A 23,436-nucleotide genomic window follows, 5' to 3' on the forward strand; every position below is an offset into this window, starting at 1 on the left:
ATGTCGCCAACGATACACACCATGTGACGCGGATCACATTTCGTCCTACGCGTTGACCGTGTGCGGGATGACGTGATGGTGTTCCTGCAGGTACTGGCGAATGTCGAGCAGAGCGGCGATGCCCTCACCGACGGCGGCGCCCAGCTGTTTGGTTGAGCCGGCTCTCACGTCCCCGGCACTGAAGACGCCTGTCATCGACGTGCGGTGCTCCTGGGTGACCACGAAACCCCAACGGTCGAGCTCCACCGCGCCTTCGAGGAAGCCGGTGTTGGGATCGAGCCCGATGAACACAAAGGCGGCCGCCGGATTCCAGTGGTGTTCGGCTCCGGTGGCGCGATCACGCGCCACCACCTCTTTCAACTTGGGTTCGCCCTTGAGCTCGACCACCTGCGTGTTGGTGTGGACCGTAAACCGCGGATGCGACCGCACCTTGTCTTGCAGCAGCTTGGAGGCCTTCAGCTCGGGGGCGAATTCGACGATGCGGATCCGCTTGGCGAACTGGCTGAGGAACAACCCCTCCTCCAGCCCCGAGTTGCCGCCGCCGACCACGAGCAGCTCCTCCGCGCCTTTGTAGAAAGGGCCGTCGCACGTGGCGCAGAAATGGACGCCGGCGCCGATCAGGCCTTCCTCCCCGGGGACGCCCAGCTTGCGATACGAGGATCCGGTGGCGAGCAGAGCCGCATGTGCGCAGACCTGCTGGCCGTTGCTCAGCCGAAGCAGCACATCGCCTTCCTCCGGGGCGATCCCCTCCACGCCCACCGCCGCCACGAGCTCGATCCCATAGCGTCGCGCCTGCGCGACGAACCGGTCCGCCAGCTCCGCGCCTCCGATTCCCTCCGGGAATCCGGGGTAGTTCTCGATGCGCTCGGTCACGCCGGCCTGCCCGCCCAGCGCGCTGCGGTCGATGATGACGGCGTCGATGCCCTCGCGGGCGGCGTAAATGGCCGCTGCCAGGCCGGCTGGACCACCGCCGACGATGGCGAGGTCGTAGAACTCGCGGTCGGCCTCGAGCTTCAGCCCGAGCTTGCGCGCAAGCTCCTCGTCTGAGGGCTCGAGCAGATGGCCGCCGTCCGGGAACACGATCGTGGGAATGGTGCGGCCGCCGTTCTGCAGTTCCTCGACCCAACGCAGACCTTCGGCGTCGTCATCGATGTCGATCCACTGGTAGGGCACCCGGTGCTCGGCGAGGAATCTCTTGGAGCGCTTGCAGTCGGGGCACCACGGCGCCCCATACACCTTGATGTCCGCCATTCATCAACTCCTTGCGATGCGAAATGGTGACCGCCGGGACCGGATCGAGGCGAGCCGCGTGCTCAATCATCGGAGATGTGAATCAGCCGGCGAAGGCGCTCAGGATCGCGGACCAGGATGCGGCGCCCGCGCAGCTCGACAATGCCCTTTTTCGACCAGGCGGAAAGGGTTCTGGAGACCGATTCTCTGGTCGTGATGGCGATCTTCGCCATCTCCTCGCGGCCCAGGACCGGCAACAGCTGGCCCTCCGGCAACCTCTCGGCGGCGCCCAGCATGTCCACGACGAGGCGGGCGAGCCGGCTGTCGACCGGCTCTCGGGCCAGGCCCTCGATGGTCCGCTCGAGACGGAACATCTGCTTGGCCATGGCCATCATCACCTTGGCCATCAACAAAGGATGGCGAGCGAGGATGGCCAGGAAGTCCGGGGCGCCCGCCTCACAGACATAGATATCGTCGAGCGCCTCGGCGCTCAGATCCTCGTTGCCGCCGCCGAACAGAGCGCTCAGCCCGAACAGCTGACCGGGCTCGAGCATGGCCGTCGTGACGTCCTCTCCCTCCGACGAAAGGCGGTAGAGGCGGACGTGACCGGCCTTCAGCAGGTAGACGCGGTCGGGGGTACCTTCGAAGACCGTCTCGTGGGCGCGGCAGTGACGCATCTTCAGCTCTCGTGAGATCTGCTCGACTTCGGCCTCGCTCATCTGTTCGAAGAGGTTGAGCCGCCGCATGAAGCCGAGCTTGTCGCCCATGCCGACCAGCGTACTGGTCCTCCCTGTCGGTGCCGGCTGCATGCCTACCAAGGATCCATGGTGCGGTCACGGCCAACCGTGATGCGCATCACGGAAGACCACCTGGGACCGGTCTGATGCTGGGGACATCACAGGCCCTCAGGGCAAGGAGGACGTATCAAGATGTCGCAGGAGTCGGGCACCCGGACGGTGCTCAAGTGGGTTCTGCCCGGCCTCATCGCCGGGCTGGTCTTCGCCATGTGGGCGATGGTGGTCGGGCTGTTCACGAGCACGCTCTGGGCGCCGCCACAAGGCATCGCGCAATCGATCGGGATCGGGTCGCCCGGTCATAACCTTCAGCTGGTGCCGCTGCTCGCCGGCCTGATGGGCCACATGATGAACTCGGTCGTGATCGGTGCCGTCTTCATCGCCATCGCCCGAGCGATCCGTCTTCACGGTCCCGCCGCCGTGGTCGGTGGCATGGCGTACGGAGTCATCGTCTACGCGGCCATGTACTGGGTTCTGCTTCGGGGCGTGTTGAGCGGGACCAGTGGTTCGTTCCTCTCGGCCAACCCCGAGTGGTCGTGGGTGGTCGCCCACCTGATGTTCGGAGTCGTGCTCGGCGCGCTGGCCGCATACGGCCCCCTGCGCACTCTTCGCTACCAGGCGGCGCGGCCGTCTGTGGCCGCATAGCCGCTGACGCACTGGCGGGATCGGTCACGGCCGATCCCGCCTTTCCACGGTCACGGCGGCCTGATCCAGGGCCAGCAAGGGCGCCGAGCACCTAAGGTCGAGAGCGGAATGCATGTCTGGCTGCCGCTGGCCGCTATGGCGCTTGTCGCCTGGTCGCTGCAGCGGCTTTTGAGCAAGATCGCGCTCAAGACCCTGACGACGGCGAAGTTTTACTTGCTCAGCGCGACGATCTCGCTGTTCGTGTATCTACCCTACCTGCTGTTCCACCCGCCCGCCGCGAGCGAGCTGCTCCCCGCGCTGGGCCTCGCCTGTCTCATGGCGGTCACCTTCTGGGTGACGACCGAGGCCATCCGCCGTGGACCCCTGGGAGTCGTCTCCCCTGTCACCGCTCTGAGCCCGGCACTGACCGCCGCGCTCGCCATCGGACTGATCGGCGAGCGCCCCGGCTGGCTCGCCTACGCAGGGATCGCAATCGCGCCGGCCGGGGTCGCGCTGCTCAGCGCGCCCGGCGGCAAGACGGACGTGGAGAAGCCGGGATGGATGGCGCTGGCGATTGCATCGCTCGTGCTGCAGGGGCTGGGAGCCTTCGTCGCCAAGTTGGTCGTGACGCCCGCCGGTCCCTCCGCCTTGCTGCTGATGGGCGCCGGTGTGCAGGTGCTCGTCGGACTCGCACTGGCGCCTCCTTGGCGGTGGACGCTACAGGAGCTCAGCGGCCGGCCGGCCCTCTACACCGTGTTCGCGTACTCGATCGCCGGCATCGCTACGATCGGATACCTTTCAGCCTTGGCCTCAGGCCCGGCCGCCGTAGTCGTTCCGCTCGTTTCCACCAGCCCCGCCCTGGCCGGAATCCTCGGGGTGGTGCTGCTCAAGGAGAGGCTGAGGCGCCGGCAGCTCGCCGGCCTCCTTGTGGCGCTGGTCGGCGCCGCGCTGCTGGCCGGCGAAGGCTGATCGGCGTCGCGCATTCGGGCTTGGATCCCGGAAGGTTATGGAGCGCCTCAAGCCGACCGTGATGCCCGTCACGGTGCCACCCAGCTCGACCTCATAAGCTAAGCCCCATGGCCGACGTGGTCGTCTCGGGGGTGAAGAAGGACGCCGACCACGTCTTCTTGGAGCTCACACGAAGCATCTGTCCCACCTGCCGGAGGGTCATCGATGCCCAGGTGCTGCTGCGCTCCGGAAAAGTCTTCATGCGCAAGCGCTGCCCCGAGCATGGGACCTTCGAGGCGCTCGTCTACGGCGACTCGGATGCTTATGTCCGGCTCGCGCGCTTCAACAAACCGGGGACCATCCCCCTGGCCTTCAACGCCGAGGTCCGCGAAGGCTGCCCGCACGACTGCGGCCTCTGTCCGGAGCATCAGCAGCACACCTGCCTCGGCATCATCGAGGTCAACAGCGCCTGCAACATGAGCTGCCCGCTGTGCTTCGCCAACGCCGGGCACGGTTTCAACCTGACGCTCGCCGAGGTGGAGGAGATCCTCGACAACCTCGTGCGGACCGAGGGCGCCCCCGAGGTGGTGCAGTTCTCGGGCGGCGAACCAAGCATCCATCCCCAGATCGTGGAGATGCTGCGCGCGGCCAAGGAGCGGCCCATCCGGAATGTCATGCTGAACACCAACGGCAAGCGGATCGCCCGCGACGACCGCTTCCTGGCCGAGCTGGCCGAGATCAGGCCGGCGATCTACTTCCAGTTCGACGGCTTCGAAGAGCGGACCTATGAGGCGCTGCGCGGGGAAGCCGGCATCCTGCCCGAGAAACTGAGAGCGCTCGACCGCCTGGCCGAAGCCCGCTGTCCGGTCGTGCTCGTCCCGGCGGTCGAGCGGGGGGTGAACGAACACGAGGTCGGCCGGATCGTCGAATTCGCCATCGCCCACCCGGCGGTCTTCGGCGTCAACTTCCAGCCCGCCTTCCATGCGGGACGCCACCTCGACCACGACCCCAATTGCCGCCTCACCATCCCGGACATCCTGCGGGGCCTGGAGGAGCAGACCAAAGGTCTCTTCAAGATCTCGGATTTCGTGCCGGTGCCCTGCTGTTTTCCGACCTGCAACTCGGTCACCTACGCCGTGGTCGAGGGCGACAAGGTGACTCCCATCACCCGCCTGCTCGACGTGGACGACTACCTCGACTACATCGCCAACCGGGTCCTTCCCGACGAGCAGGCGATCCGCCAGGCTCTGGAGGGACTCTGGAGCAGCTCCGCCGTTCCTGGCGGGGACAGGGCCGCCCAGAATTTCGCCACCGCCTGCGCGGCCTGCGGCCTGCCCGGCGCCGGCTGGGAGGATGTCCGGGAGCGGATGTTCATGGTCATGCTCCAGGACTTCATGGACCCCTGGACCTTCAACCAGAAGAACGTGATGAAGTGCTGCAAGGAGATCCTGCTCCCCGGCGGCCATCAGATCCCCTTCTGCGCCTACAACAACGTCGGCTACCGCGAGCAGGCGCGCGCCCAGCTGGCGGAGCGCGAGCGTGGGAGGCGGCAAGCAGCCCGCCGCGGGATGGCTTTCGAGCCGGCGCCGATCAGGTTCGACTTCAGTTCGGAGCGGTCCACATGAACGAGGGCGTTCGTATGGTCGAAGCCAGGGAGCTCAAGGCCTGCTGCGCGCAGCTGTACTCCAACGACTGGGTCCGGACCCTGGCCGGCGAATCGCTGCATCCTGGCGGCCTCGAGCTGACCCGGCGCCTGGGCCGTCTTCTCGGCCTCGGCCCGGGCCGGGCGCTGCTCGACGTGGCCTGCGGCTACGGCAGCTCGGCTTTATGGCTCGCCGGCGAACTCGACTGCGAGGTGACGGGCGTGGATTACGCGCAGCCGAGCATCGCCACGGCACGGCGTGAGGCCGCTGCAAGCGCGGTGCCGGCGCGGGCGCGCTTCCTGTCCGCGGATGCCGAGCATCTGCCGTTGTCCGACTCGTCGTTCGACGCCGTCATCTGTGAGTGCTCGTTCTGCACATTTCCCGACAAGCTCGCCGCCGCGCGGGAGATCTTCCGGGTGCTCCGTCCGGGCGGCAGGTTCGGCCTCGCCGACCTGGTCCGATCGGGGCCGCTACCGGCCGAGCTCGTGGGCCTGCTCGGCTGGGTGGCCTGCATCGCCGACGCTCGGCCGGTCGCTGAATACCGCTCGACGCTTGAGGCATGCGGTTTCGTGGTCGAGCTGGTCGAGCATCACGACACCGCGCTCGCCACCCTGGTTGACGGCATCCGCCGCCGGCTCGTCGGGGCTCAGCTCGCGTCGACTCTGGGCAAGCTGGATCTGCCTGGGATCGACCTGGCGGCCGCAACGTCGCTGGCCAGGGGCGCGGCACGGGCCATCGAAGACCGCCGCCTCGGCTACGCCCTGCTGTTGGCGGCCAAGCCGGCACCAGGTTGGCCCGGTCGATGATGAAAGGCGCTGCTCACGAGCCGGCTGAACGCAGCGTGCGGAGCGTGAGCAGGATCTGGGCCGCGGCCGACGCGTAGCGAACTGCGATCGGTCTGGGGTAGTCGATGGCGCGGCCGCGCCCGAAATACGCGGCCGAAATTCCCGCCGCGGACACCGCGAACAGAGTGATCGGCGCCCAGCGCAGCCATCGGTTCGACTCCCAGCGCAACGCCAACCAGCACCAGAAGGCACCATCGGCGATCGGATCGGCGAAGGCCCCGAACGCGGACTCGCTCCCCTGTCGGGCAATGCGGCCGTCAGCGAGGTCGGTCGCCAAAGCGACCAGCGACGTCCAGCGAGAATCCGGCCGGAGCGCGGGTAGCAGGGCTCGGAGCAGGGTCAGTCGATTCGGCCACCCCAAAGAGGAACGCTCGCCGAGTAGGCCGAGGTGAGTGATGCACAGCCACCAGGACGCCAGCGCCCACCGCCGGCTGCCGCCGGCACCCGCGAGCAGATGAAGAGCGGTCACCTCGATCGCGGCGGCCGGCCGGATCCGAATCTGACCGGCCGAACGGACGAGGCTGCGGCCGAAGAAGCGGACCCACGCGAGAGGGCCAAACCTGTGGGCGGCCAGCTCGCCGAGGACATCGTCCACGAACTGGCGACCGGCATCGGGTCGCACGATGGCCTTGCGCGTGGCGAGCCACGGCATGGGAGTGACTGGCGGGCCGATTCCGTCCGCTCGGCGAACCACGCCGCCACGATAGTCGCCGCCTGCGTGTGAGGCGTGACGGAGATCACGTTCTCCGCCGGGGTTTCATCGATGATGGGGTCGTGGCCGGTGTCTCAAGAGCCGATCGCTACGACCTGGTCGTGATCGGCGGCGGGTCGGCCGGCCTGACCGCCGCGGGCTTCGCCGCCCAGATCGGAGCCAGGGTGCTCATCGCCGCGGAGCGGCTGGGGGGCGACTGCACCTGGACCGGCTGCATTCCCTCCAAGGCCCTGATCCGCGCCGCCCGACTGGCTCACGAAGGGCGCCGCGCCGCCGCGATGGGTATCGGGACTCCAGAACTCCGGTTGGACTTCGCGCGCGTGATGGCCGAGGTGCACGCCGTCATCGCCCGGGTCTACTCGTACGAAACGCCGGAGGCGCTGGCGAAGCGTGGAGTGGAGGTCGCGATCGGCCCGGTCCGCTTCCTCGACCGCGAGACGGCGGAGGTCGGCGATCGCAGGGTGCACGGTGAACATTTCGTCGTCTGCACGGGCGCGCACCCGACCATCCCGCCGATTCCGGGACTCGGCGGTGTCACCTACCTCACGTACGAGTCTCTGTTCGACCTCGAGCGCCTGCCCGCGAGCCTGATCGTCGTCGGAGCCGGCCCGACCGGCGTCGAGAGCGCACAGGCCTTGGCCAGATTCGGCTCCCGGGTCACCGTGATCGACCAGCGCGGTTCGGTGCTGCCGGATGCGGACCCGGAAGCCGGCGCGGTCATCCGGCGCCGCCTCGATTCGGAGGGAGTCACCGTTCAGACGTCTGCGGTTGTGACCCGCGTGGCGGCACAAGCCGCAGGGGTGGTGGTTGAGGTCGGGGCTTCGCGGCTCGAAGCCGACGCCCTGCTCTTGGCGACCGGACGCAGACCATTCGTCGCCGCCCTGGCCCTGGAGCACGCCGGCGTCGAGGTAGACGAGGGAGCGATCCGCGTCGACAGGAACCTGCGCACGACCAATCCACATGTGTACGCGGCGGGCGACGTCACTGGAGGCTTCCAGTTCACCCACTACGCCGCCTGGCAGGGGTACGTGGCGGCGCGCAACGCGCTCCTCCCAGGAGCCCAGGAGGGGTTGCGCTCGAACATCCCATGGGCGGTCTTCACCGATCCGGAGGTCGCACAGGCCGGCCTCAGCGAGGCCGAGGCGCGCGCCCAGCTCGGCGACGTCAAAGTTCACCGCTTGGAGCTCGAGCTCGTCGATCGGGCGCAGACCGAGGATGGGCGCGAGGGCTTCCTCAAGCTGGTTACACGGGCGGGCGGGAGGCTCATCGGGGCGACGGCGGTCTCGAGAGCAGCGGGAGAAACCATCAACGAGCTGGCACTCGCCATCGACCGCGGACTGACCGTATCCGATCTTGCTTCGACCATCCACGCCTACCCCACCTTCGGCTCCGCTGTTCAGCAGCTGGCCGCGGAGGCTGCCTTTGAAGCCGCCGCCACCGGCATTCGCGGCCACGCCCTGCGCACGATTCGCCGCCTGAGCTGACCCGGGAATGGACCCGGCGCCGGCGTGTTGTCCTTCGAAGACCGGCGCATGCCGCGTTGTTGGCCGCGTGTTTGGAGGACTGCCCATGCCAGTGTCCCGCCGATTGATCGCCTCGATCCTATCCGCGCCGCTGCTCATCGCCGCCTGTGGCGGGAGCTCCTCCTCTTTATCCTCTTCATCCTCGGAGCACATGAGCCCGATGGCCAGCGGCGAGGCCATGATGATGCAGCCGGGCGCCGCGAGCATGCAGGTGGACATCCTCTCACCAGCCGACGGGGCTGTGGTCACCGGAAACATCGTTGGCGTCCAAGTCCAGGCAACCGGCTTCACCAACACGTGCAACGGTGCGGGCACCAAGGATGTGGCGGGCTTTGGCCACTACCACATCGAACTCGACAAGTCACTCGTGAACATGTTCTGCACGTCCGCCGCCGCCCTGATCTCCATGCAGAACGTCAAGCTGGGCAAGCACACGTTGACCGTGATCCCGGCGCAAAACGACCACTCCGAGATCACCGCGAACGCCAAGTCGATCACCTTCGACTACGAACCCACCAACCCGCTTCCGGCGATCACCGACGCCACGTTCAGCGGCCCGAAGTCGATCAAGATCCTGAGCCCGGCCGCCGGGAGTGTGCTCAAGGGCGCGTTCGACGTAACCGTTCAGGTCACCAACTTCAACCTCAGTTGTGACCTCTTTGGCAAGCCTGACGTCGCCGGTTACGGCCACTGGCATTTGAATGTGGATTCCGACATGGGCGCCATGATGGGCATGGGAACGATGCTGGCCATGAACTGCACCCAGACGTTCCACGCCACCACGGCTGGCATGACCCCCGGCCAGCACACCCTGATCGCGCTGTTGGTCGACAACGGCCACGTTCCCTTCAATCCTGATGTGAACGCTCAGGTTGCGGTGACGGTCGCCTCGTGACCCTGATCGCGTACCTGCGGGCCGGCGCCGTGCTCGGGGCCGCGCTGCTCGCGACACTCGCATGCGGGGGAGGGCAATCCGCCGGCCAGTCCTCCTTCGCTCCCACGTGTGCGGCGGTGGCCGGGTTACCGGGAGCAGTGAATGACAAAGGGACCGCCACCCTGGCCGCGGCCGGAACCATCACTGTCGATGACGAGTACTTCTCCCCCACCTGCCTCACTGGTGCGAAGGGCACCGTCACCTTGACCCTGCACAACCGCGGGCACCTCCTACACAACTTTTCAGTGCCCGAACAGAGCATCGACGTCGACATACCGCCAGGCCAGACGGTGAAGGTCGAGGTCACCGTCGCGGGCAAACCCGTTCACTTCTTCTGCAAGTACCACCGAGACGCCGGCCAGCAGGGAGCGCTCCTCCCTGCCCCTTAAGGGTGGCAAGGGCGCGGCTGCCGGCGCCGCCGGTGCTCGGAGGGGAATCCGCGACTTGCAGGGGTGTTAGCAGGGGTATGGCGCGTCGGCGCAAGCAAAACCTGGCTCGGGCCCATCGAGATCGCGGGGGCGCTCACCCCGTGGGCGAGCGAACAAGGCCAGCCCAAAGGCGCGCCCTGCGGGCAAGGTTCAAGTGGCGATCCTTGGCCTGGATTTGCGGCGGACTGGCGGTCGCGGTCGCGGCCGTGGCGCTGCTGATCGCAAGCGGCATCAACCACCAGGCACCACCGCTGCCGATTCCAACGGTCGCGGAGGGCGCTCTGGTGCGCGGCCAGCCGCCGGCCGATTTCACCGCCACCACATTCGACGGCCACCAACTCACCCTGTCGAGCCTGAAGGGCCGGCCGGTGCTGGTCAACTTCTTCGCCTCGTGGTGCACGCAGTGCGCGCATGAGCTGGTGTTCATGGAGCAGTCGTACGAACGGCATCAGGCTGACGGGTTCGTCATCGTCGGCGTCAACGGCTTGGAAACTGGCGACGGAGTTGGCTTCTACCATCGGTTGGGGCTCACCTTCCCGGCCGTCTACGACCCGGGCGATCCCGGCAAGATCTCTCTCGCTTACAACGTCACCTCCAGCCTCCCGGTCTCCGTCTTCCTGGACAAGACCGGCCGCGTCGACCTCATTCAGCTCGGAGCCCTCACCCCCGAGCTGCTCGAGCAGGAGATCCAGAAGCTCAGCTGAACCGATGACCTTGGACAACGTCACCGTTCCACTCGCTCTGGCGGCCGGCGCCGCCTCGTTCCTGTCGCCCTGCGTAATTCCGCTGGTACCGGTGTACGTTTCCTACCTCGTCCGCTCCGCCGCCGGCATTGGCGCTCACCGCACGTCGCGAGCCTCAGGGACTGTCAACGCGGTGGCCTTTGTGGCCGGCGTCAGCCTGGTCTTTCTCACGCTCTTCTACGCGCTTCGGACGCTGTTGCAGCCGGTTCGCGGGGCGATCGTTCCGATCGCCGGCGCCCTGGTCATCGTGTTCGCTCTGCACGTGGCGGGCCTGGTTCGAATTCCAGGCTTGGACCGCGAGTACCGGCTGTTCAAGGCGGCTCCCGTCCGCTCGGGGCCGATCGGAGGCTTCCTGCTTGGGCTGGCCTTTGCCGCCGGTTGGACTCCATGCGTCGGACCGGTGCTGGGGGCGGTGCTGACCGCAGGCGCGACCACCGGCACGACCGGCAGGGGGCTGATCATGGTCGCCGCCTACTGCGTTGGTCTGGGCCTTCCGTTCGTGTTGCTCGGGCTGGGGGTTGGCAGGGCGTCGGCGATGGTGGGAAGACTGAACCGGTGGCGGCGGCCGATCGATCTCGCTTCCGCGGGCGTGCTCGCGGCGATGGGGCTCCTGCTCTTGACCAACAGCCTCACCCTCCTCACCGACTTCGCGAGCCGCGTTCTCCCCAGCGTGGATCCGTTCGGGCTGTGAAGCCGTGATCGCACCCTCGCGAGCCCAGTTGCTGGCCGGCCTGCTGGTGGCGGTCGCGGCCGGCGCGGCGGCGCTCTACATCACGCGACCCCCGGCCCCCACAGCGGCCCCACCCGGAACTCCCGATCAGCTCAGCAGCGCCGAGATCACAACCATTCTCGAGCCCGACGCCATACAGTCGGTCGACCATCCCCGCTTCGTCGCTGCCGGTACGGCCGGCGTGCGCGCGAACTCGGCCGTGATCGGTGTCGACCTTGGAGGCGAGGCGCACGCCTACCCGATCGCCTTCATGAGCCGGGTCGAGATCGTCAACGACCGTCTGGGCGGGACCAACATCGCCATCACCTGGTGACCACTTTGCTACACGGGCATCGTGTATGCCCGAGACGTGAACGGCAAGACGCTCACGTTCGGTGTGTCCGGCAAGCTCATCCGTAACTCGCTGGTCATGTTCGACCGCGAGACCGGTACGCTCTGGAGCCACCTGACCGGCGAGGCGCTCGAGGGACCGCTGGCCGGGGAGCGCCTGCGGCAGGTGCTGTCAGAGCAGACGACATGGGGCCGCTGGCGAGCCGAGCACCCCCAGACCCGGATGCTCGAGGTCGACCCCGATGAGCTCAGGTTCGATCCTTACCAGAGCTACTACGAAACCTCCGACGCCGGCGTCCTCGGACGCAAGCGCGCGGACGACCGGCTGCCGATCAAGCAAAAGGTGCTCGGGGTCCGCCTGGGCGGCGAGGCGAAGGCCTACTCGTTCACTGCCCTGGCACGGGATCGTGTGGTCGACGACACGGTCGGAGGTGTTCCTCTCGTGGTGGTCTTCGACGGCTCATCGCAGTCCGGTGCGGTCTATCGAAGGGACCCTGGCGGAAAACTCCTCACGTTCGCCCCTGGTCCGGGGGCGCTGTCCATGCTGGATACCGAGACCGGCTCAACGTGGGACGGCCTGTCCGGCAGGGCGACCGCTGGCGCGGATGCCGGGATCCAGCTGGATCAGGTGCCCATCACCTACAGCTTCTGGTTCGGGTGGGCCGACTTCTATCCCCAGACTCAGGTGTATCGGTGAGGCTGGCCATCACGCGAAGAGGTCGGTCTCCGGGTAGACGTCCGACCACGCGAACCAGAACCCGTAGGTGATCGGTATCTGCTGGAGCGCCGTGTCACGCATCGGGCCAAGGACCGCTTGGCCGCCGAGGCCATCCCATCTCGAGCCGGTCTCTTCATCCACCATGTCGAGAGGGGCGGGCCCAGGCCGGAACCTCAGGACTGCACCAGCGGGGTCACGCCTGAAGACTGCCCCGGACTCGCTGGCGCCGTCGAACACGATCACCAGCGGAATCCCGCCGACGAGATCGTTCACGACCTTTTGCTTGGCCAGGGCGGCCAGGCTGTACGCCTTGACGCGGCCCGCCAGCCGCAGCCCGATCACCTTCTCCTTCGGCCCCAGCCGCGGGTCGACCACGAAGTCGGTCTGGTCGCGGTCGACGCCGAGCTTGGGGCTCCGGTAATACGGGCCGTAAGGATCGCCGAGCAATGCGCGGTCGAATTCAAGCAACAGCGAGTCGGGATGCACGCGGCGCCAAGCCGCCCAGCTCGCCTGAGTGGAGGCGAGCAGCTGCAGATGCTCCCCCGCCATTGGTCCCGCCAGGGCCCGGCCGGTGAGGTGACTCCACAGGCTGCCCGTCTCGTGGTCGTACATGACCAGCGAGTTGCGCACCAGCAGGCCCGAAACGCCAAACGTGAGCGTTCGGTTGCCGACGCTTCGGGCATACACGATGCCCGTGTAGCAGAGCGGTCACCAGGTGACGGCGATTGCCCGGCCGCGGATCTGGTCGTTGACGATCTCCACCCGGCTCAGGACGGATATCGGATAGGCCCTCGACTCTCCGCCGAGAGCGACGCCGATCACAGGTGTGCGATCGGGGACGAACCGGGCGGCGGCGGCGACCACGAAGGAGGGGGCGTCGATGGCTTTGATCCTGTCCCTGGGCACCTGATAACCGATCTCGTCTGGTGTCAGGGGGTCGGGCGGTTGCAGGCTGGGATGATCTTGGCCTACGAACCCTGGACCGGTGGTCGCGGGCGGGGGGGCCGGGCGCGTCACGTAGAGCGCGACCATCCCAAAGAGGATGGCGATGGCAACCGCCATCGCCCGGGTCCGGCCATTGGTCCGCATAGGCGTTTCAATAGTCTCAACACCGCTGCGGCACTGTGATTTCCGGCAACTGAGGAATAGCCGCCGCCGCCTGGTGTTGTGCTGGGAGTGGTCCCGATCGGCGGCGTCGCCGGCCCCCTCCGATGAGTCAGTGGCGGGCTGGGGTCCTGCTCACCCTTGTCCTCTCCGCCGCCGCGGTGGGCGGCGTTCTCGGCTACCGTCATCTGCAGCCGGCACCCAACCCATCCGCGACCGCACTCGAGCTTGCCCGATTGGATGGCTCGGGTAGCGCACGCCTATCCGACTGGCACGGCACGCCGGTGGTTGTGAACCTCTTCGCCTCGTGGTGTCCGGCCTGTCTCGCCGAGATGCCCAATTTCGAGCAGGCCTCGCACGACTACGCCGGGCGGCTCGTGGTCGTCGGCGTGGACAGCCAGGACACCGCGGCGGTCGGCCTCGCGCTGGCTCGCCAGCTTGGCATCACGTATCCACTGCTGCTCGACACCAGCCACGCGGACCTCTATGCCTCCCTGGGAGGTCAGGGCATGCCGGTGACCGCGTTCATCGATCGGAACGGCACCGTGCGGCAGGTCTACAGCGGAGAGCTCGATGCCGCGCTCCTACAGCAGCTGATCGACCAGCTGCTGGGGCCTTGAGGCCAGCAGCTGGGCCCATGTCGCCGTCGATTCGATCGCGGCGGCGGCCTTCCACATCACCGCGCTCGAGGACCCGGTGATCACCGCGGTGCCCAGGGCTGAGTGGACGATCAGCACCGGGTGGACGGATGCGCTCCTGGTCTCGACACCCGAGCCTACAGGGGCCTGGCCTTCGAGCCAGCTCACGCTCACCCGCTCGCCCGCCGGCGCCGAGTACACCACGGTCACGATGTCAGTCGAAGGCACCCGGTCCATCCGCGCCCCGATGACCCGCATCCCGTCCAATTGGATCGCCGGTAGCCCTCTGCCCGAGGCCCTGAAGCACCATTCCCCAACCTGCGAAGGATCCGTTGACTGGATCTGGAGCGGTTGCGATGAGGCCGCCACCGCAGCCTGCACCGGATCCGGACGCGAGAGCCCCGACCAGACCGCGGCCACGGCCGCAACCGCCAGCAAAGCCGCGGCAGCCGCGGCGATCGCGGCTGATCGTCTGGTGCGGACCCAGACGCGCGGGCGTCTTGGAGCGGCGCCGTCGAGGTGCTCGCTCGCCTCGCGAAGCCTCGACGTGAGCAGCCGGTGCGCCTGAACCTCCCGCGAGCAGTCCGCGCAGTGTTCCACGTGGTCGAGCGTCGCCGCGGGAACAAGCTCGGCCTCACCATCCGCCAGCGCCGCCACGAATTGGCGATACGGGTCGCAGGCGCTCACCTATCTGCCTCCCGCCAGCCGGGAAATCAAAAGCCGCCGGCCGCGATAAATGCGAGACATGACGGTACCGAGAGGAATGCCGAGGATGGACGCGACTTCCGCGTAACTCAGCTCTTCCACGGCCGTCAGGTACACGGGGATCGCGAACGCGGGCGGCAGCGTTCGATAGGCCTCGGCAATGCGCCTCAGGTCCGCACGCGCGATGACCCTCGCCTCGACAGGATTGAGGTTGTGATGGTTGGTGCTGGCAGGCTCGACCACGAGCTCCTCGATCGAGACGAGGCCGGGCCGCGTCCCGGCCCCACGGAGGACGTTCAAATGGATGTTGCGCATGATCCGGAAGAGCCAGGCCTTGAGATTCGTGCCGGGCTGAAAGCGCCATTGCGAGGCGAGGGCGCGGACCATCGTCTCCTGCGCCAGGTCTGCCGCCGCCTCTCGGTCGTGCGTCAGCGACCGGGCGAAGCGCACCAGGCGCGGATGCAAGCTCGCGATCTGGCCCGCCAGATCACCTCCTGCCTCGACGTTCCTTTCGCTCACGGCACCTGGCCCCTCCCACGTTCGAGCCGAGAATACCGACTCACAGGCATTTCGGGGTCGCGTCGGGTCAATTCCGGCCAGGGCCATTGCCTGCATAACACGGCACCAGGCATAAACTTCCCCCCGCCGGCCGGCGAGGTATGTGATCTCCGTCACCAAAGCCGGCGGTCCGGTGGCGCAGCCTACCCGAAATGACCCCACCTGGAGCCGACGAGGCCTGGATCGTCGAGACCTCGCGGGACGGCCAAAACTGGCGCTTCTTCGGCAAGGCGTGGGTGCGCCCCGGCGAGTCGCTGATGGTGCACGGACTGCCGGCCTTCCTCCGCTTCAGGCGGGATGGTGCCGACCAGTGGTCCCCGCCGCTCGAGAGGACCGGCGATCACCCGGTTGCTCTGATCACGCTGGATCCGGCATCACGACGAGAGCTGTGGCCGGAGGAGACCCACCGCGGACTCCCAGTTCTTCTGCCGGGCGGCGAGGAAGGCAGGCTGTTGCGCTTCGAGCACAGCGCCGACGGCAGCGAGTGGACGTGGGCCCTCGAGTTCCGCGGCCGCCGGCGCGAGATCAGTGCATCTGGCCGTTCGGCATCCGGCCGCGGTCTGAGCTGATTGTTGAAACCGGCGAAGGTTGGAAGAAGCGGCCCGTCGCGCACGTTCCCATTGGTATGAGAGACGACATTCGCCCCGGGGCGATATTCCCGGACTTTGAACTGCCCGACCACCGCGGTATTCGTCGCAAGCTTTCCGATCTACAAGGCGCCGACCCGATGATCCTGGTGCTCTCCCGAGGCGCGTATTGCCCCAAGGATCGGCAGCAGCACCGGCTGCTGGTTGAGCTCGAACCCGAGATCCGGGTCGCCTACACCAAGATCGTCACCATTTCCACCGACGGCCTCATGGAACTCAACGAGATGCGGGACGGGGTCGGTGCGCATTGGCCCTTCCTGTCTGACGTGGGCCGGCGGATCCAAAAGGACCTCGACATCCAGGAATACACCGACCCTCACCACAACCCCATGATCCCCTACACCTTCGTGCTCGAGCCGGGCCTGGTGATCCACAGCGTGTACAACGGCTACTGGTACTGGGGCCGGCCCTCCAACGACGACCTGCGCCACGACCTGCGCGAGGTCGCCCGCAAGGTTCGGCTGGATTGGGACCTCGGCGCGCCTGGGCTCCGCGAGGAGTGGGAGAAGGGTGACAAGGCACGCTTCTGGCCTTACGGCAAATCGTTGAAAGAGGTGTTCGCCCAGAGCGCCTGACAGCATGTCGCGCCGGCGGTTTCGCGGCTGCGAATGCTGCCGGCGCGAGACTGCACCTTAGCTTTCAGCGATGTCGGGAGCGCTCGCCGCCCGGCGAAAGGCGGACATCACCGCCTCCACCGACGGCCGGTCGTCAGAGCTGGAGCCGGCGTGTTTGAGCGTCAGGTTACCGTGGCGATCGAACACCAGGTCACCTCCCATCTGGGCCATGTCCAACTGCCTGGGATGCCAGATCTTTCCCTGCAACGCGAAGCGCATGTAGTCCCAGACCACGCGCGGCGGCGCGATGGCTGAAAGACCCCTGCGTCCGAACCCGAGACTTCGGTAGCTTCGGCGCTCGGGATCGGCCAGCCACAGATAGGGATGCCTAAGCTGCTCCGCGAAGCGCTTGAGGTGATCAGGACGGGCAAACGAGATGACCGCGACCTGTCCTTTCAAATTGGCGATCTCGAGGTCGAATTCCCGCAACTGCGAGAGATGCTCCTGGCAATACAGTCAACCCAGGTAGCGGAGCAGGACCAGGATGGTCGGAGCGCCCAGCAGCCGGCGCGCGGCAAAGACATCTCCATCCAGGGTCCGAAGGTCGAAGGCAAGGTCGACCTTCATCCAACGTCCGATCCCACGCCTGGCCCAACGTAACAGCTTTGTCACATTGCATCGCTACGGTCACCTCATCTGGAAACCAGTCATTGGAGGTGACTCGATGGACTTTCCTTTTCGAACCCAGCAAGGGGCCATGACCCGAAGCATCGTCACCGCGGCTCGCTTGGCCGCCGCGGGGGCCGTGGCCGCGGCATCCCTGGCGACGGCCGGCGCTCAAAGCGCAATCGCGGCCGAGCCAAGCTTCGGCCACCTGTACCTCAACGGCATCGTCGTCGGCACCGTTATTCCGCCGGCACACGTTGAGCCTGGAAGCGGGCGGGACCCGTTCTACGAGGTCACCAACGGCGCCACTGGTCAGCTCGGGATCGCGGGGGTGGGGCCGGGGCAAGGCGAGTATCACGGCGGCGATTGGGAGGTCTTCACCGTCGCGTTCAACGCCGGGCACACGCCTTATCTGCTGACCTCGGCCGCAGCCGTTGCGTCGGCGGCGACTGCCGGCGACGTGATGGTCAAGCGCCAGCCGGGCCAGGACTTCCGGTGTCCGATCACAGCCGGTTGAGGAACTGATCCGAGGGGGGGCCGGCGTTCAGCCGGCCTTCCGCCGTGGCACTCTTGAGTGCGGCGAGAGACGGTGGTTGATGACAGCGTGACCGAGGGGGCCTCGCTCCAGGAGCTGATCCTGGTCGTCGACGACGACCCGAAGATCGCAGTCCTGGTCGAGCTCTATCTGACTCGCGCCGGGTACCGGGTTGCGGTCGCGGGCGACGGCAGGGCCGCTGTGCGGCTGCTGCGCGAGAGCGAGCCTGCGCTGGTCGTCCTGGACCTCATGCTTCCCGAGCTCGACGGCCGCGCCGTGGCTCGCGTCGCGCGCGAGGAAGCTCATATCCCGATCGTGATGCTTTCGGCGTTGAGCTCGATCGCGGACCGGGTATCCGGCCTTGAGGCCGGGGCCGATGACTATGTCGCCAAGCCGTTCGCGCCCTCCGAGCTCGTGGCCAGGGTTCGTTCCGTGCTGCGTCGAGCGCGCCCGCCCGCGCCCTCTGGTGGGCTCCGCCGCGGCAGGCTGGCTCTGGATCTCGATCGCCACCGCGTAGAGGTCGCCGGCTTGGGCGTCGAGCTGAGTGCGGTCGAGTTCGAACTGCTGGCGTCCCTGGTCATCGCCCAGGGACGTGTTCTGACTCGCGACCAGCTCGTCGATCGCCTCCATCCCCACGGCGACGGGATCCAGGGCCGCAGCATCGACGTCTACATAAAGCGACTGCGCGCCAAGCTCGGCGACGACCCGACGGAGCCCCGTTTCGTGGAAACCGTGCGGGCCGTGGGCTACCGCGCGGGGACGGGCTGATGCCCGCGCGGATCAACACCATCGCGGCCCGCATCGCGCTGGCGGCTATCGCCATCGCCGTCCTGGTGGCCGGGGTCGTGGTGGGCGGCGTGCTCCTAATCGGCCGGGCCACATTCGAGGCGCTCATGGCGCAGCACGGTACCGCCGCCGCGACCTCGTATGCGATGTTCGACGCATCGGTCACCCGAGTCGTCGTCATCGCCGCGGCGATCGCCCTGGTGGGAGCGTTGGCGCTTGCCTTTGTGGCGGCGCGACTGATCGAACAACCGCTGGCCGAGGTCGCCCAAGCAGCTCGAAGGGTCGCGACCGGCAGCTTCGGCGTCCGGGTTACCCGGCCTCGATCGCGCGAGCTCGCGTCCCTTGCCGACTCGTTCAACCAGATGGCCGCCGCCCTCGAGGACCAGGAGCGGCACCGCCGCGATCTGATCCTCAACTTCGCCCATGAGCTGCGCACTCCCCTGACCAACCTTCATGGCTACCTCAGCGCGATGAGCGAAGGCGTGGTCGCCGCGGGGCCCGGCTCCTATGCCTCCCTGCAGGAGGAGGTCGACCGCTTACGCAGGCTCTCACGCTCGCTTGACATCCTGGCGGATGGGGGTCGCCCGAGCGCCGATCTGGTCGAGGTTGACCTGATCCCAATTCTCACCGGCCTCGTCGATTTGCATCGCCCGGCGTTCGCCGGCCGCGGCCTCCATGTGGAGACACGATTGCCACCCCGGCTGCGGGCGCGCGCCAACGCCGACGCGCTGGCGCAGATCCTCAGCAACCTGCTCCAGAACGCGGGTCGCTACACACCGCAGGGCGGAACCGTCCTGGTGCATGCCCAGACCGAGCAGGACAGCGTTCTCGTGTCGATCGCCAACTCCGGAGACGGCATCCCGTCAGAAGATCTGATCCACGTGTTTGAACGGTTCTATCGAGTCGATAAGTCGCGCGATCTCGACCGTGGTGGCGCCGGGATCGGTCTCGCGGTCGTCAAGGAGCTGGTCGAGGCGGCCGGCGGGCGCGTCGGCGTCGAGTCGCGGCCGGGCCAGACCCTTTTCTGGTTCAGGCTGCCGAGCTGGTCAGCACCCTTCGGCGCGCCCGACCCGACCGCTCTCCGCCGCCCGCCGTGATCCTTTCAGTGGGTGTGGGCGCTGTGCACGACGTCGCCATCGTGCCACTCGGGCTCCGATTCGAGCAGCTTCACGAGCTCGCCGAACCATTCGTTCTGGATCGGGTCGTCGGCGTTCTTCTTGTAGCTCGACTCGTCGCGGAAGACGACCGAGATCCAGTACTCCTCAGGGTCATTCTTGCTGCGGTAGATGTTGGTGGCCATCCAGCCGTCGACGTGCCGGCTCTCGAATTTCCGGCTCAGGTCATCCAGCGCTGATCCCATCCCCTGTTTGACGCGCATCCGTGCGACGGTGCCGAACATCGCTATACCCCCAATTTCACGGGTTGGCCGGACGTCACCAGTCTAGGCAGGCGAACGTCTTTCGGGGCAGAGTTGACGTTTGCCCTCCTCGCCTCCATCGTTGCCCCTGATTCCGTGGAGCGGAGGCCGCCGGCCCCCGCTCCTGGCCTCGGTCACGAAGGGCTTACGGGAAAATGTTCGACGCGTAGTCGCTCTGGATCTCCTGGGCGGCTCGTTTGCCCTCCTCCGCGCCGCCTTCCATGAATCCCTGGAAGTTGAGGGAGCAGTGCTCGCCGGCGAAGTGGCACTTGCCGGAGCGCAATTTCTCCGAGCCGGTGATCGTCGTGTACTGACCGACCTTGTAGCACGCGTAGGAGCCCAGAAGGTTGGGGTTGCGCCAGGGAGTGTCCAGGGTCACCCGCCCGTTCCACAGAGGCGTGATGCCGGGGTAGACCGGCTCGAGCTGGGACAGGAAGTTCTTGGCGTAGCTCGCAAGGGAAGCAGAATCGTCCCTGGTGAAGGAGGTCCCGATCGTCCCTCCGGTGTATTGGACCTGAAGGCCTGTGCTGCCTGACTGCCCGCGCGTGACGTCCCAGCTGGTCTGGTAGCCGGTGTCGACGTAAGTGGTGCCATTGTTGGCGATGCCCCATGGCTGCCCGGACTGGTTCCACAGGCGCGAGTTGAACTGGAGATGGAGCTTGGAGTTGGTCCCGTAGCCGAGATTGTTGATGGCGTTGGTCTTGAGGGGGTCGAATCCGGCAGCGCCGAAGTTGAGCCCGCGCAGCACGGAGAACGGGAGGCTCAGGATGACCCGGTCGAAGACCTGTGTGAACGTGGTGTTGCCCTGAGCAAAAGTCAGTGTGTAGGTGCCGTCGGCGTTCAGCGCGACGGCTGTCATCTTGGTGTTGAGGTTGATCGTGCACTGCGGCGACCGGGTGGTCAGCAGATTGGCGATGGCCACCGGAAGCTGCTGATTTCCTCCGGTGATGTGAAAGCGCTCGTCGGACGTGCCGAAGATGGAGAACTTGACAGGCTTCGGCTGAAAGCCGAGCAGGTAGACGATGTTGAGCGAGCTCTGCGCCGTTGAATCCAATCCAAACTCGGTGGCGTAGGAAACGTCGATCAGCTGGCCCATGGGCGAGGTGTGCCCGCCCGGCACCCGGCTCTCGATCCACTGGTAGTTGCTCATGTTGTCCAGGGCCTGGCCGGCTGCGGTAAAGCTGTTGTAGAGGGTCGGGAAGGGCGCCGACTTGATGTCGCTCTGGAGCGCGTTGTAGACCGGTCCGAAGTCGGTGACGGCCTGGGAGTACGGGTAGTACTTGTTGAAGAAGAAGTAGAGGTCGGTGGATCCGCTCGGCTGCGCCGCCAGAAGGTCGGTGGTCGCCAGGTTGAAGCGCGTGGCCAGGTTGAGGAGCGTCGTGTGGTTGGTGTCGATCAGCTCACCACAGTGCTCACTGACCTGGCCGTTGGCCCAGCTGGTGGTGTCGGAGTGCATTCGCCCGCCGATGTATCCGGAGGCTTCATAGATCGTGGAGGCATAAGCCGGGACCTTGGGAGGGTTACCGTCCTGCAGCTGTAGCGCCGCGCTGAGCCCGGCGATGCCGGCACCGATGACGGCAATCCGAGGCGTGGTCGCGGCAGCCGCCTGCAGCGCCCGGCCCAGGACCTGCGGGCCCGCCAGCGCGCCCGCGGCGGCGATCGCCCCGCCGGCCTTGATCAGCTCGCGGCGGGTGAGGATCGCCTTGCGCTGCTGCTCGTGTCGCTCCGCCTGCACCTCCTGCACGCTGCAGCCGGCTTGTTCGGCATCGGCGTAGTCACGATAGAGTCCTTGCAGGAAAGCCATCAGCGGGGTTCGTGCTCGTGGCATGGGTCCTGTTCCTCCTATGTGGTCCTGGCTTTAGGTTTTCCGGAAGCGGGGATCTCAGAAGTCAGACGCTTGCCTCCTCGGCGCCGGGGCTCTTGCCAAGCGCGACCGGCTCGACGCCCGCGCGCGCTCGCCGGCCGATCTTGGTCTGCGGCGCTGCGACGAGGTAGTAAGCGGCGCCGATGACGATGATCGCCACCATCACCAGCAGCGTCATCCAGTCGTAGTTGAAGAGCACGCCCTTGGGACTGTTGATCCCGGTCGGCAGGAGGATGTTGAGGAGCATCACGGACCCGTAGACGAGCCCGCCGATGGTCACCGGGTAGGCCCATCTGCCGAGCCGGAAGGCTCCCTCCGGAACCCAGCCGCGCAGCCGCGCGACCAGCGAGCCGACCACGATGAGCATGAACGAGAGATAGATCCCGGAGACGCCGAAGGAGACGAGCAGGGTGAGCGCGTTGACGTTGGCCGGGATGGTGACGAAGCCGAGCTGGATATTGTTGGCCGGAGTGAAGTGCGCCAGCAGGGCGAACAGGGTGGGGATGACCGCCGCCAGCAGAATGGCGTTGACGGGGGTCTTGAAGCGGGTCGAGACCTTGCGAATTGCGCTGCTCCCGGGGAGCGCTCCGTCCCGCGCGTAGGAGAAGGCGACCCGCGCCGCTGCGCCCTGTACGGCGGTGCCGCAACTGAAGAACGCGAGGCAGACCAGGACCAGGATGACGGCCTGGAGGCCCGGGCTTGAGATGTTGGCGCTGATGATGTACGGGACTCCACCGGCAAAGGAAGCCGCCTGCGCAAACTCCTTGGACCCGCTCGGAATGGCGAGGATGAGGGCCGCCACGAGCACAAAGCTGGCGGCACCACCGACAAGCAGCGAGCTGAGGATCGCTCGCGGCACCCGCTTGGAGGCATTCACCACCTCTTCCGCCACGTCGCCGGCCGATTCGAAGCCGTAGAAGATGTAGACGTGGGCGAGGACCGCGACGAGGGCGGCGCCCAGCCACCAGTTGCCGCCGAAGTCGACCTGAAGGGGGTTGGTCTGGGCGACCTCCGTGCCCTGGGTCGCAAACAGAAAGCTCAGCCCATGGTGGAAACCCACGACGGCGAGCAGGACGGCGATGCCGATAGTCCCCAGGATCTCAACGTAAACGCCGATCTTCGAAATGATGCCAAGGAGATGGACGCCGATGATGTTGAAGAAGGTCTGGATCGCGATCAACACCAGCGTGAAGAGCAGGACCATGTTGGGGTCCACGGGGTTGATGTTGGTGTGGAAGTACTGGTTGATGAGAGGTGCTGCGTAGAACACGATGCCGGTATCGACGGAGGCGACCGTAATGATGAGCGCCCAGCCGTAAATCCAGCCCACCCACCAGCCATAACCGGGACCGACCAGGTTCTTCCCCCACTGGAAGAGAGCACCCGCGATCGGGTAGTGGCTCCCCAACTCGGCGAAGACTAGGGCCACGAGCAACTGGCCGCCGACCACGACCGGCATCAGCCACAGGTAGCGCGGACCGGCGCTGCCGATTCCCAGCACGAACAGTGAATAGATGCCGACCATCGGCGACAGATAGGAGAAGGCGATGGCGAAGTTCTCGAACAGGCTGAGTGCTCGGCTCAGCTCCTGCTTGTAGCCGAACTGCGCCAACCGCGCGGCATCCGCATCGGCCGGCATCCGTTGCTGCGTCGTTCCCGAACTCATCACACCTCTCCCATTTCCGTTCCGTCAGCGATCCGGTGGCCCGGCAACCTCGCCCCAACCAGGGGTGTTTTGGAGGAGAGGAAACCCGATGCGC

The 23,436-nt window shown here is 66.8% G+C and carries 28 protein-coding genes; 17 read left to right on the top strand and 11 right to left on the bottom strand.

Annotation, left to right across the window (positions count from 1 at the left end; all coding sequences use genetic code 11):
- Window positions 1–45: 45 nt before the first annotated feature.
- Complete coding sequence (locus EPN29_10865) at window positions 46–1,251, bottom strand: FAD-dependent oxidoreductase (protein TAN31712.1); 1,206 nt, start codon at window positions 1,249–1,251, stop codon at window positions 46–48.
- A 62-nt stretch (window positions 1,252–1,313) separates the two neighbouring features.
- Window positions 1,314–2,039, bottom strand: coding sequence for a Crp/Fnr family transcriptional regulator (locus EPN29_10870; protein ID TAN31713.1), 726 nt, complete (start codon window positions 2,037–2,039; stop codon window positions 1,314–1,316).
- 120 nt (window positions 2,040–2,159) lie between these two features.
- On the opposite strand from EPN29_10870, the gene EPN29_10875 reads away from it, so the two are divergent.
- From EPN29_10875 to EPN29_10890, 4 genes are all read left to right on the top strand, one after another.
- A complete protein-coding gene (locus EPN29_10875) occupies window positions 2,160–2,669 on the top strand; it encodes a hypothetical protein (GenBank protein TAN31714.1) in 510 nt (169 codons plus the stop codon).
- Window positions 2,670–2,777: 108 nt separating this feature from the next.
- Window positions 2,778–3,617 (top strand): DMT family transporter, encoded by an 840-nt coding sequence (locus tag EPN29_10880; GenBank protein ID TAN31715.1) that lies wholly within the window; start codon window positions 2,778–2,780, stop codon window positions 3,615–3,617.
- 107 nt (window positions 3,618–3,724) lie between these two features.
- Entirely contained in the window at window positions 3,725–5,221 is a 1,497-nt protein-coding gene (locus tag EPN29_10885) for a radical SAM protein (GenBank protein ID TAN31716.1), read from the top strand.
- The gene (locus EPN29_10890) at window positions 5,218–6,045 is read left to right on the top strand and encodes a class I SAM-dependent methyltransferase (GenBank protein ID TAN31717.1); all 828 of its coding nucleotides are present in this window, start codon (window positions 5,218–5,220) and stop codon (window positions 6,043–6,045) included. Before EPN29_10885 ends, EPN29_10890 begins: the two co-directional genes overlap by 4 nt.
- A 13-nt stretch (window positions 6,046–6,058) precedes the next feature.
- Here EPN29_10890 and EPN29_10895 read toward each other — a convergent pair whose 3' ends face one another.
- Entirely contained in the window at window positions 6,059–6,736 is a 678-nt protein-coding gene (locus tag EPN29_10895) for a CDP-alcohol phosphatidyltransferase family protein (protein TAN31994.1), read from the bottom strand.
- A 122-nt stretch (window positions 6,737–6,858) separates the two neighbouring features.
- On the opposite strand from EPN29_10895, the gene EPN29_10900 reads away from it, so the two are divergent.
- From EPN29_10900 to EPN29_10930, 7 genes are all read left to right on the top strand, one after another.
- Window positions 6,859–8,280 (top strand): NAD(P)/FAD-dependent oxidoreductase, encoded by a 1,422-nt coding sequence (locus EPN29_10900; protein TAN31718.1) that lies wholly within the window; start codon window positions 6,859–6,861, stop codon window positions 8,278–8,280.
- 7 nt (window positions 8,281–8,287) lie between these two features.
- Window positions 8,288–9,214, top strand: coding sequence for a DUF4399 domain-containing protein (locus tag EPN29_10905; protein ID TAN31719.1), 927 nt, complete (start codon window positions 8,288–8,290; stop codon window positions 9,212–9,214).
- Window positions 9,211–9,642, top strand: a complete 432-nt coding sequence (locus EPN29_10910) for a hypothetical protein (protein ID TAN31720.1) — start codon at window positions 9,211–9,213, stop codon at window positions 9,640–9,642. The genes EPN29_10905 and EPN29_10910 overlap by 4 nt, the downstream gene beginning before the upstream one ends.
- A 77-nt stretch (window positions 9,643–9,719) precedes the next feature.
- Entirely contained in the window at window positions 9,720–10,385 is a 666-nt protein-coding gene (locus EPN29_10915; protein TAN31721.1) for a TlpA family protein disulfide reductase, read from the top strand.
- A gap of 4 nt (window positions 10,386–10,389) precedes the next feature.
- Window positions 10,390–11,115, top strand: a complete 726-nt coding sequence (locus EPN29_10920; protein ID TAN31722.1) for a cytochrome c biogenesis protein CcdA — start codon at window positions 10,390–10,392, stop codon at window positions 11,113–11,115.
- Window positions 11,099–11,467, top strand: coding sequence for a DUF3179 domain-containing protein (locus EPN29_10925; GenBank protein ID TAN31723.1), 369 nt, complete (start codon window positions 11,099–11,101; stop codon window positions 11,465–11,467). The genes EPN29_10920 and EPN29_10925 overlap by 17 nt, the downstream gene beginning before the upstream one ends.
- An 18-nt stretch (window positions 11,468–11,485) precedes the next feature.
- Window positions 11,486–12,181, top strand: coding sequence for a DUF3179 domain-containing protein (locus EPN29_10930; protein TAN31724.1), 696 nt, complete (start codon window positions 11,486–11,488; stop codon window positions 12,179–12,181).
- A 9-nt stretch (window positions 12,182–12,190) separates the two neighbouring features.
- Here EPN29_10930 and EPN29_10935 read toward each other — a convergent pair whose 3' ends face one another.
- Together EPN29_10935 and EPN29_10940 are read right to left on the bottom strand one after the other, a co-directional pair.
- Window positions 12,191–12,892, bottom strand: a complete 702-nt coding sequence (locus EPN29_10935) for a DUF3179 domain-containing protein (protein TAN31725.1) — start codon at window positions 12,890–12,892, stop codon at window positions 12,191–12,193.
- 18 nt (window positions 12,893–12,910) lie between these two features.
- Window positions 12,911–13,291: a DUF3179 domain-containing protein gene (locus EPN29_10940; protein ID TAN31726.1), complete on the bottom strand. Its 381-nt coding sequence runs from the start codon at window positions 13,289–13,291 to the stop codon at window positions 12,911–12,913.
- 122 nt (window positions 13,292–13,413) lie between these two features.
- On the opposite strand from EPN29_10940, the gene EPN29_10945 reads away from it, so the two are divergent.
- Window positions 13,414–13,926, top strand: a complete 513-nt coding sequence (locus EPN29_10945; GenBank protein TAN31727.1) for a TlpA family protein disulfide reductase — start codon at window positions 13,414–13,416, stop codon at window positions 13,924–13,926.
- On the opposite strand, the gene EPN29_10950 is transcribed toward EPN29_10945, so the two are convergent.
- Window positions 13,891–14,631, bottom strand: coding sequence for a hypothetical protein (locus tag EPN29_10950; GenBank protein ID TAN31728.1), 741 nt, complete (start codon window positions 14,629–14,631; stop codon window positions 13,891–13,893). The genes EPN29_10945 and EPN29_10950 overlap by 36 nt on opposite strands.
- Complete coding sequence (locus tag EPN29_10955; GenBank protein ID TAN31729.1) at window positions 14,632–15,324, bottom strand: RNA polymerase sigma factor; 693 nt, start codon at window positions 15,322–15,324, stop codon at window positions 14,632–14,634. It lies immediately after the preceding gene.
- A gap of 35 nt (window positions 15,325–15,359) precedes the next feature.
- Here EPN29_10955 and EPN29_10960 point away from each other — a divergent pair, with 35 nt between their 5' ends.
- Window positions 15,360–15,776: a hypothetical protein gene (locus EPN29_10960; GenBank protein ID TAN31730.1), complete on the top strand. Its 417-nt coding sequence runs from the start codon at window positions 15,360–15,362 to the stop codon at window positions 15,774–15,776.
- A 68-nt stretch (window positions 15,777–15,844) separates the two neighbouring features.
- Window positions 15,845–16,429, top strand: coding sequence for a redoxin domain-containing protein (locus tag EPN29_10965; protein ID TAN31995.1), 585 nt, complete (start codon window positions 15,845–15,847; stop codon window positions 16,427–16,429).
- A gap of 57 nt (window positions 16,430–16,486) precedes the next feature.
- Here the strand turns inward: EPN29_10965 and EPN29_10970 are convergent, their stop codons facing one another.
- Complete coding sequence (locus EPN29_10970; protein TAN31731.1) at window positions 16,487–16,924, bottom strand: redoxin domain-containing protein; 438 nt, start codon at window positions 16,922–16,924, stop codon at window positions 16,487–16,489.
- Window positions 16,925–17,165: 241 nt separating this feature from the next.
- Between EPN29_10970 and EPN29_10975 the strand changes: the two genes are divergently transcribed.
- The 3 genes from EPN29_10975 to EPN29_10985 are packed head-to-tail and all read left to right on the top strand — an operon-like array spanning window position 17,166 to window position 19,492.
- Entirely contained in the window at window positions 17,166–17,591 is a 426-nt protein-coding gene (locus EPN29_10975) for a hypothetical protein (GenBank protein TAN31732.1), read from the top strand.
- Between the two features lie 57 nt (window positions 17,592–17,648).
- The gene (locus tag EPN29_10980) at window positions 17,649–18,377 is read left to right on the top strand and encodes a response regulator transcription factor (GenBank protein TAN31733.1); all 729 of its coding nucleotides are present in this window, start codon (window positions 17,649–17,651) and stop codon (window positions 18,375–18,377) included.
- Window positions 18,377–19,492: a HAMP domain-containing histidine kinase gene (locus EPN29_10985; protein ID TAN31734.1), complete on the top strand. Its 1,116-nt coding sequence runs from the start codon at window positions 18,377–18,379 to the stop codon at window positions 19,490–19,492. Before EPN29_10980 ends, EPN29_10985 begins: the two co-directional genes overlap by 1 nt.
- Before the next feature lie 5 nt (window positions 19,493–19,497).
- Here EPN29_10985 and EPN29_10990 read toward each other — a convergent pair whose 3' ends face one another.
- The 3 genes from EPN29_10990 to EPN29_11000 all read right to left on the bottom strand — a co-directional run bounded on the left by EPN29_10990 (window position 19,498) and on the right by EPN29_11000 (window position 23,342).
- Window positions 19,498–19,794 carry a hypothetical protein gene (locus tag EPN29_10990; protein ID TAN31735.1) on the bottom strand — a complete coding sequence of 99 codons (297 nt, stop codon included), beginning with the start codon at window positions 19,792–19,794 and terminating at the stop codon, window positions 19,498–19,500.
- Between the two features lie 163 nt (window positions 19,795–19,957).
- Window positions 19,958–21,640 carry an FAD-dependent oxidoreductase gene (locus tag EPN29_10995; protein TAN31736.1) on the bottom strand — a complete coding sequence of 561 codons (1,683 nt, stop codon included), beginning with the start codon at window positions 21,638–21,640 and terminating at the stop codon, window positions 19,958–19,960.
- A 61-nt stretch (window positions 21,641–21,701) separates the two neighbouring features.
- Window positions 21,702–23,342, bottom strand: a complete 1,641-nt coding sequence (locus EPN29_11000; protein ID TAN31737.1) for an amino acid permease — start codon at window positions 23,340–23,342, stop codon at window positions 21,702–21,704.
- Window positions 23,343–23,436 lie beyond the last annotated feature (94 nt).

Source organism: bacterium (genome assembly GCA_004299235.1).
Lineage (GTDB): Bacteria > Chloroflexota > Dormibacteria > Dormibacterales > Dormibacteraceae > SCQL01.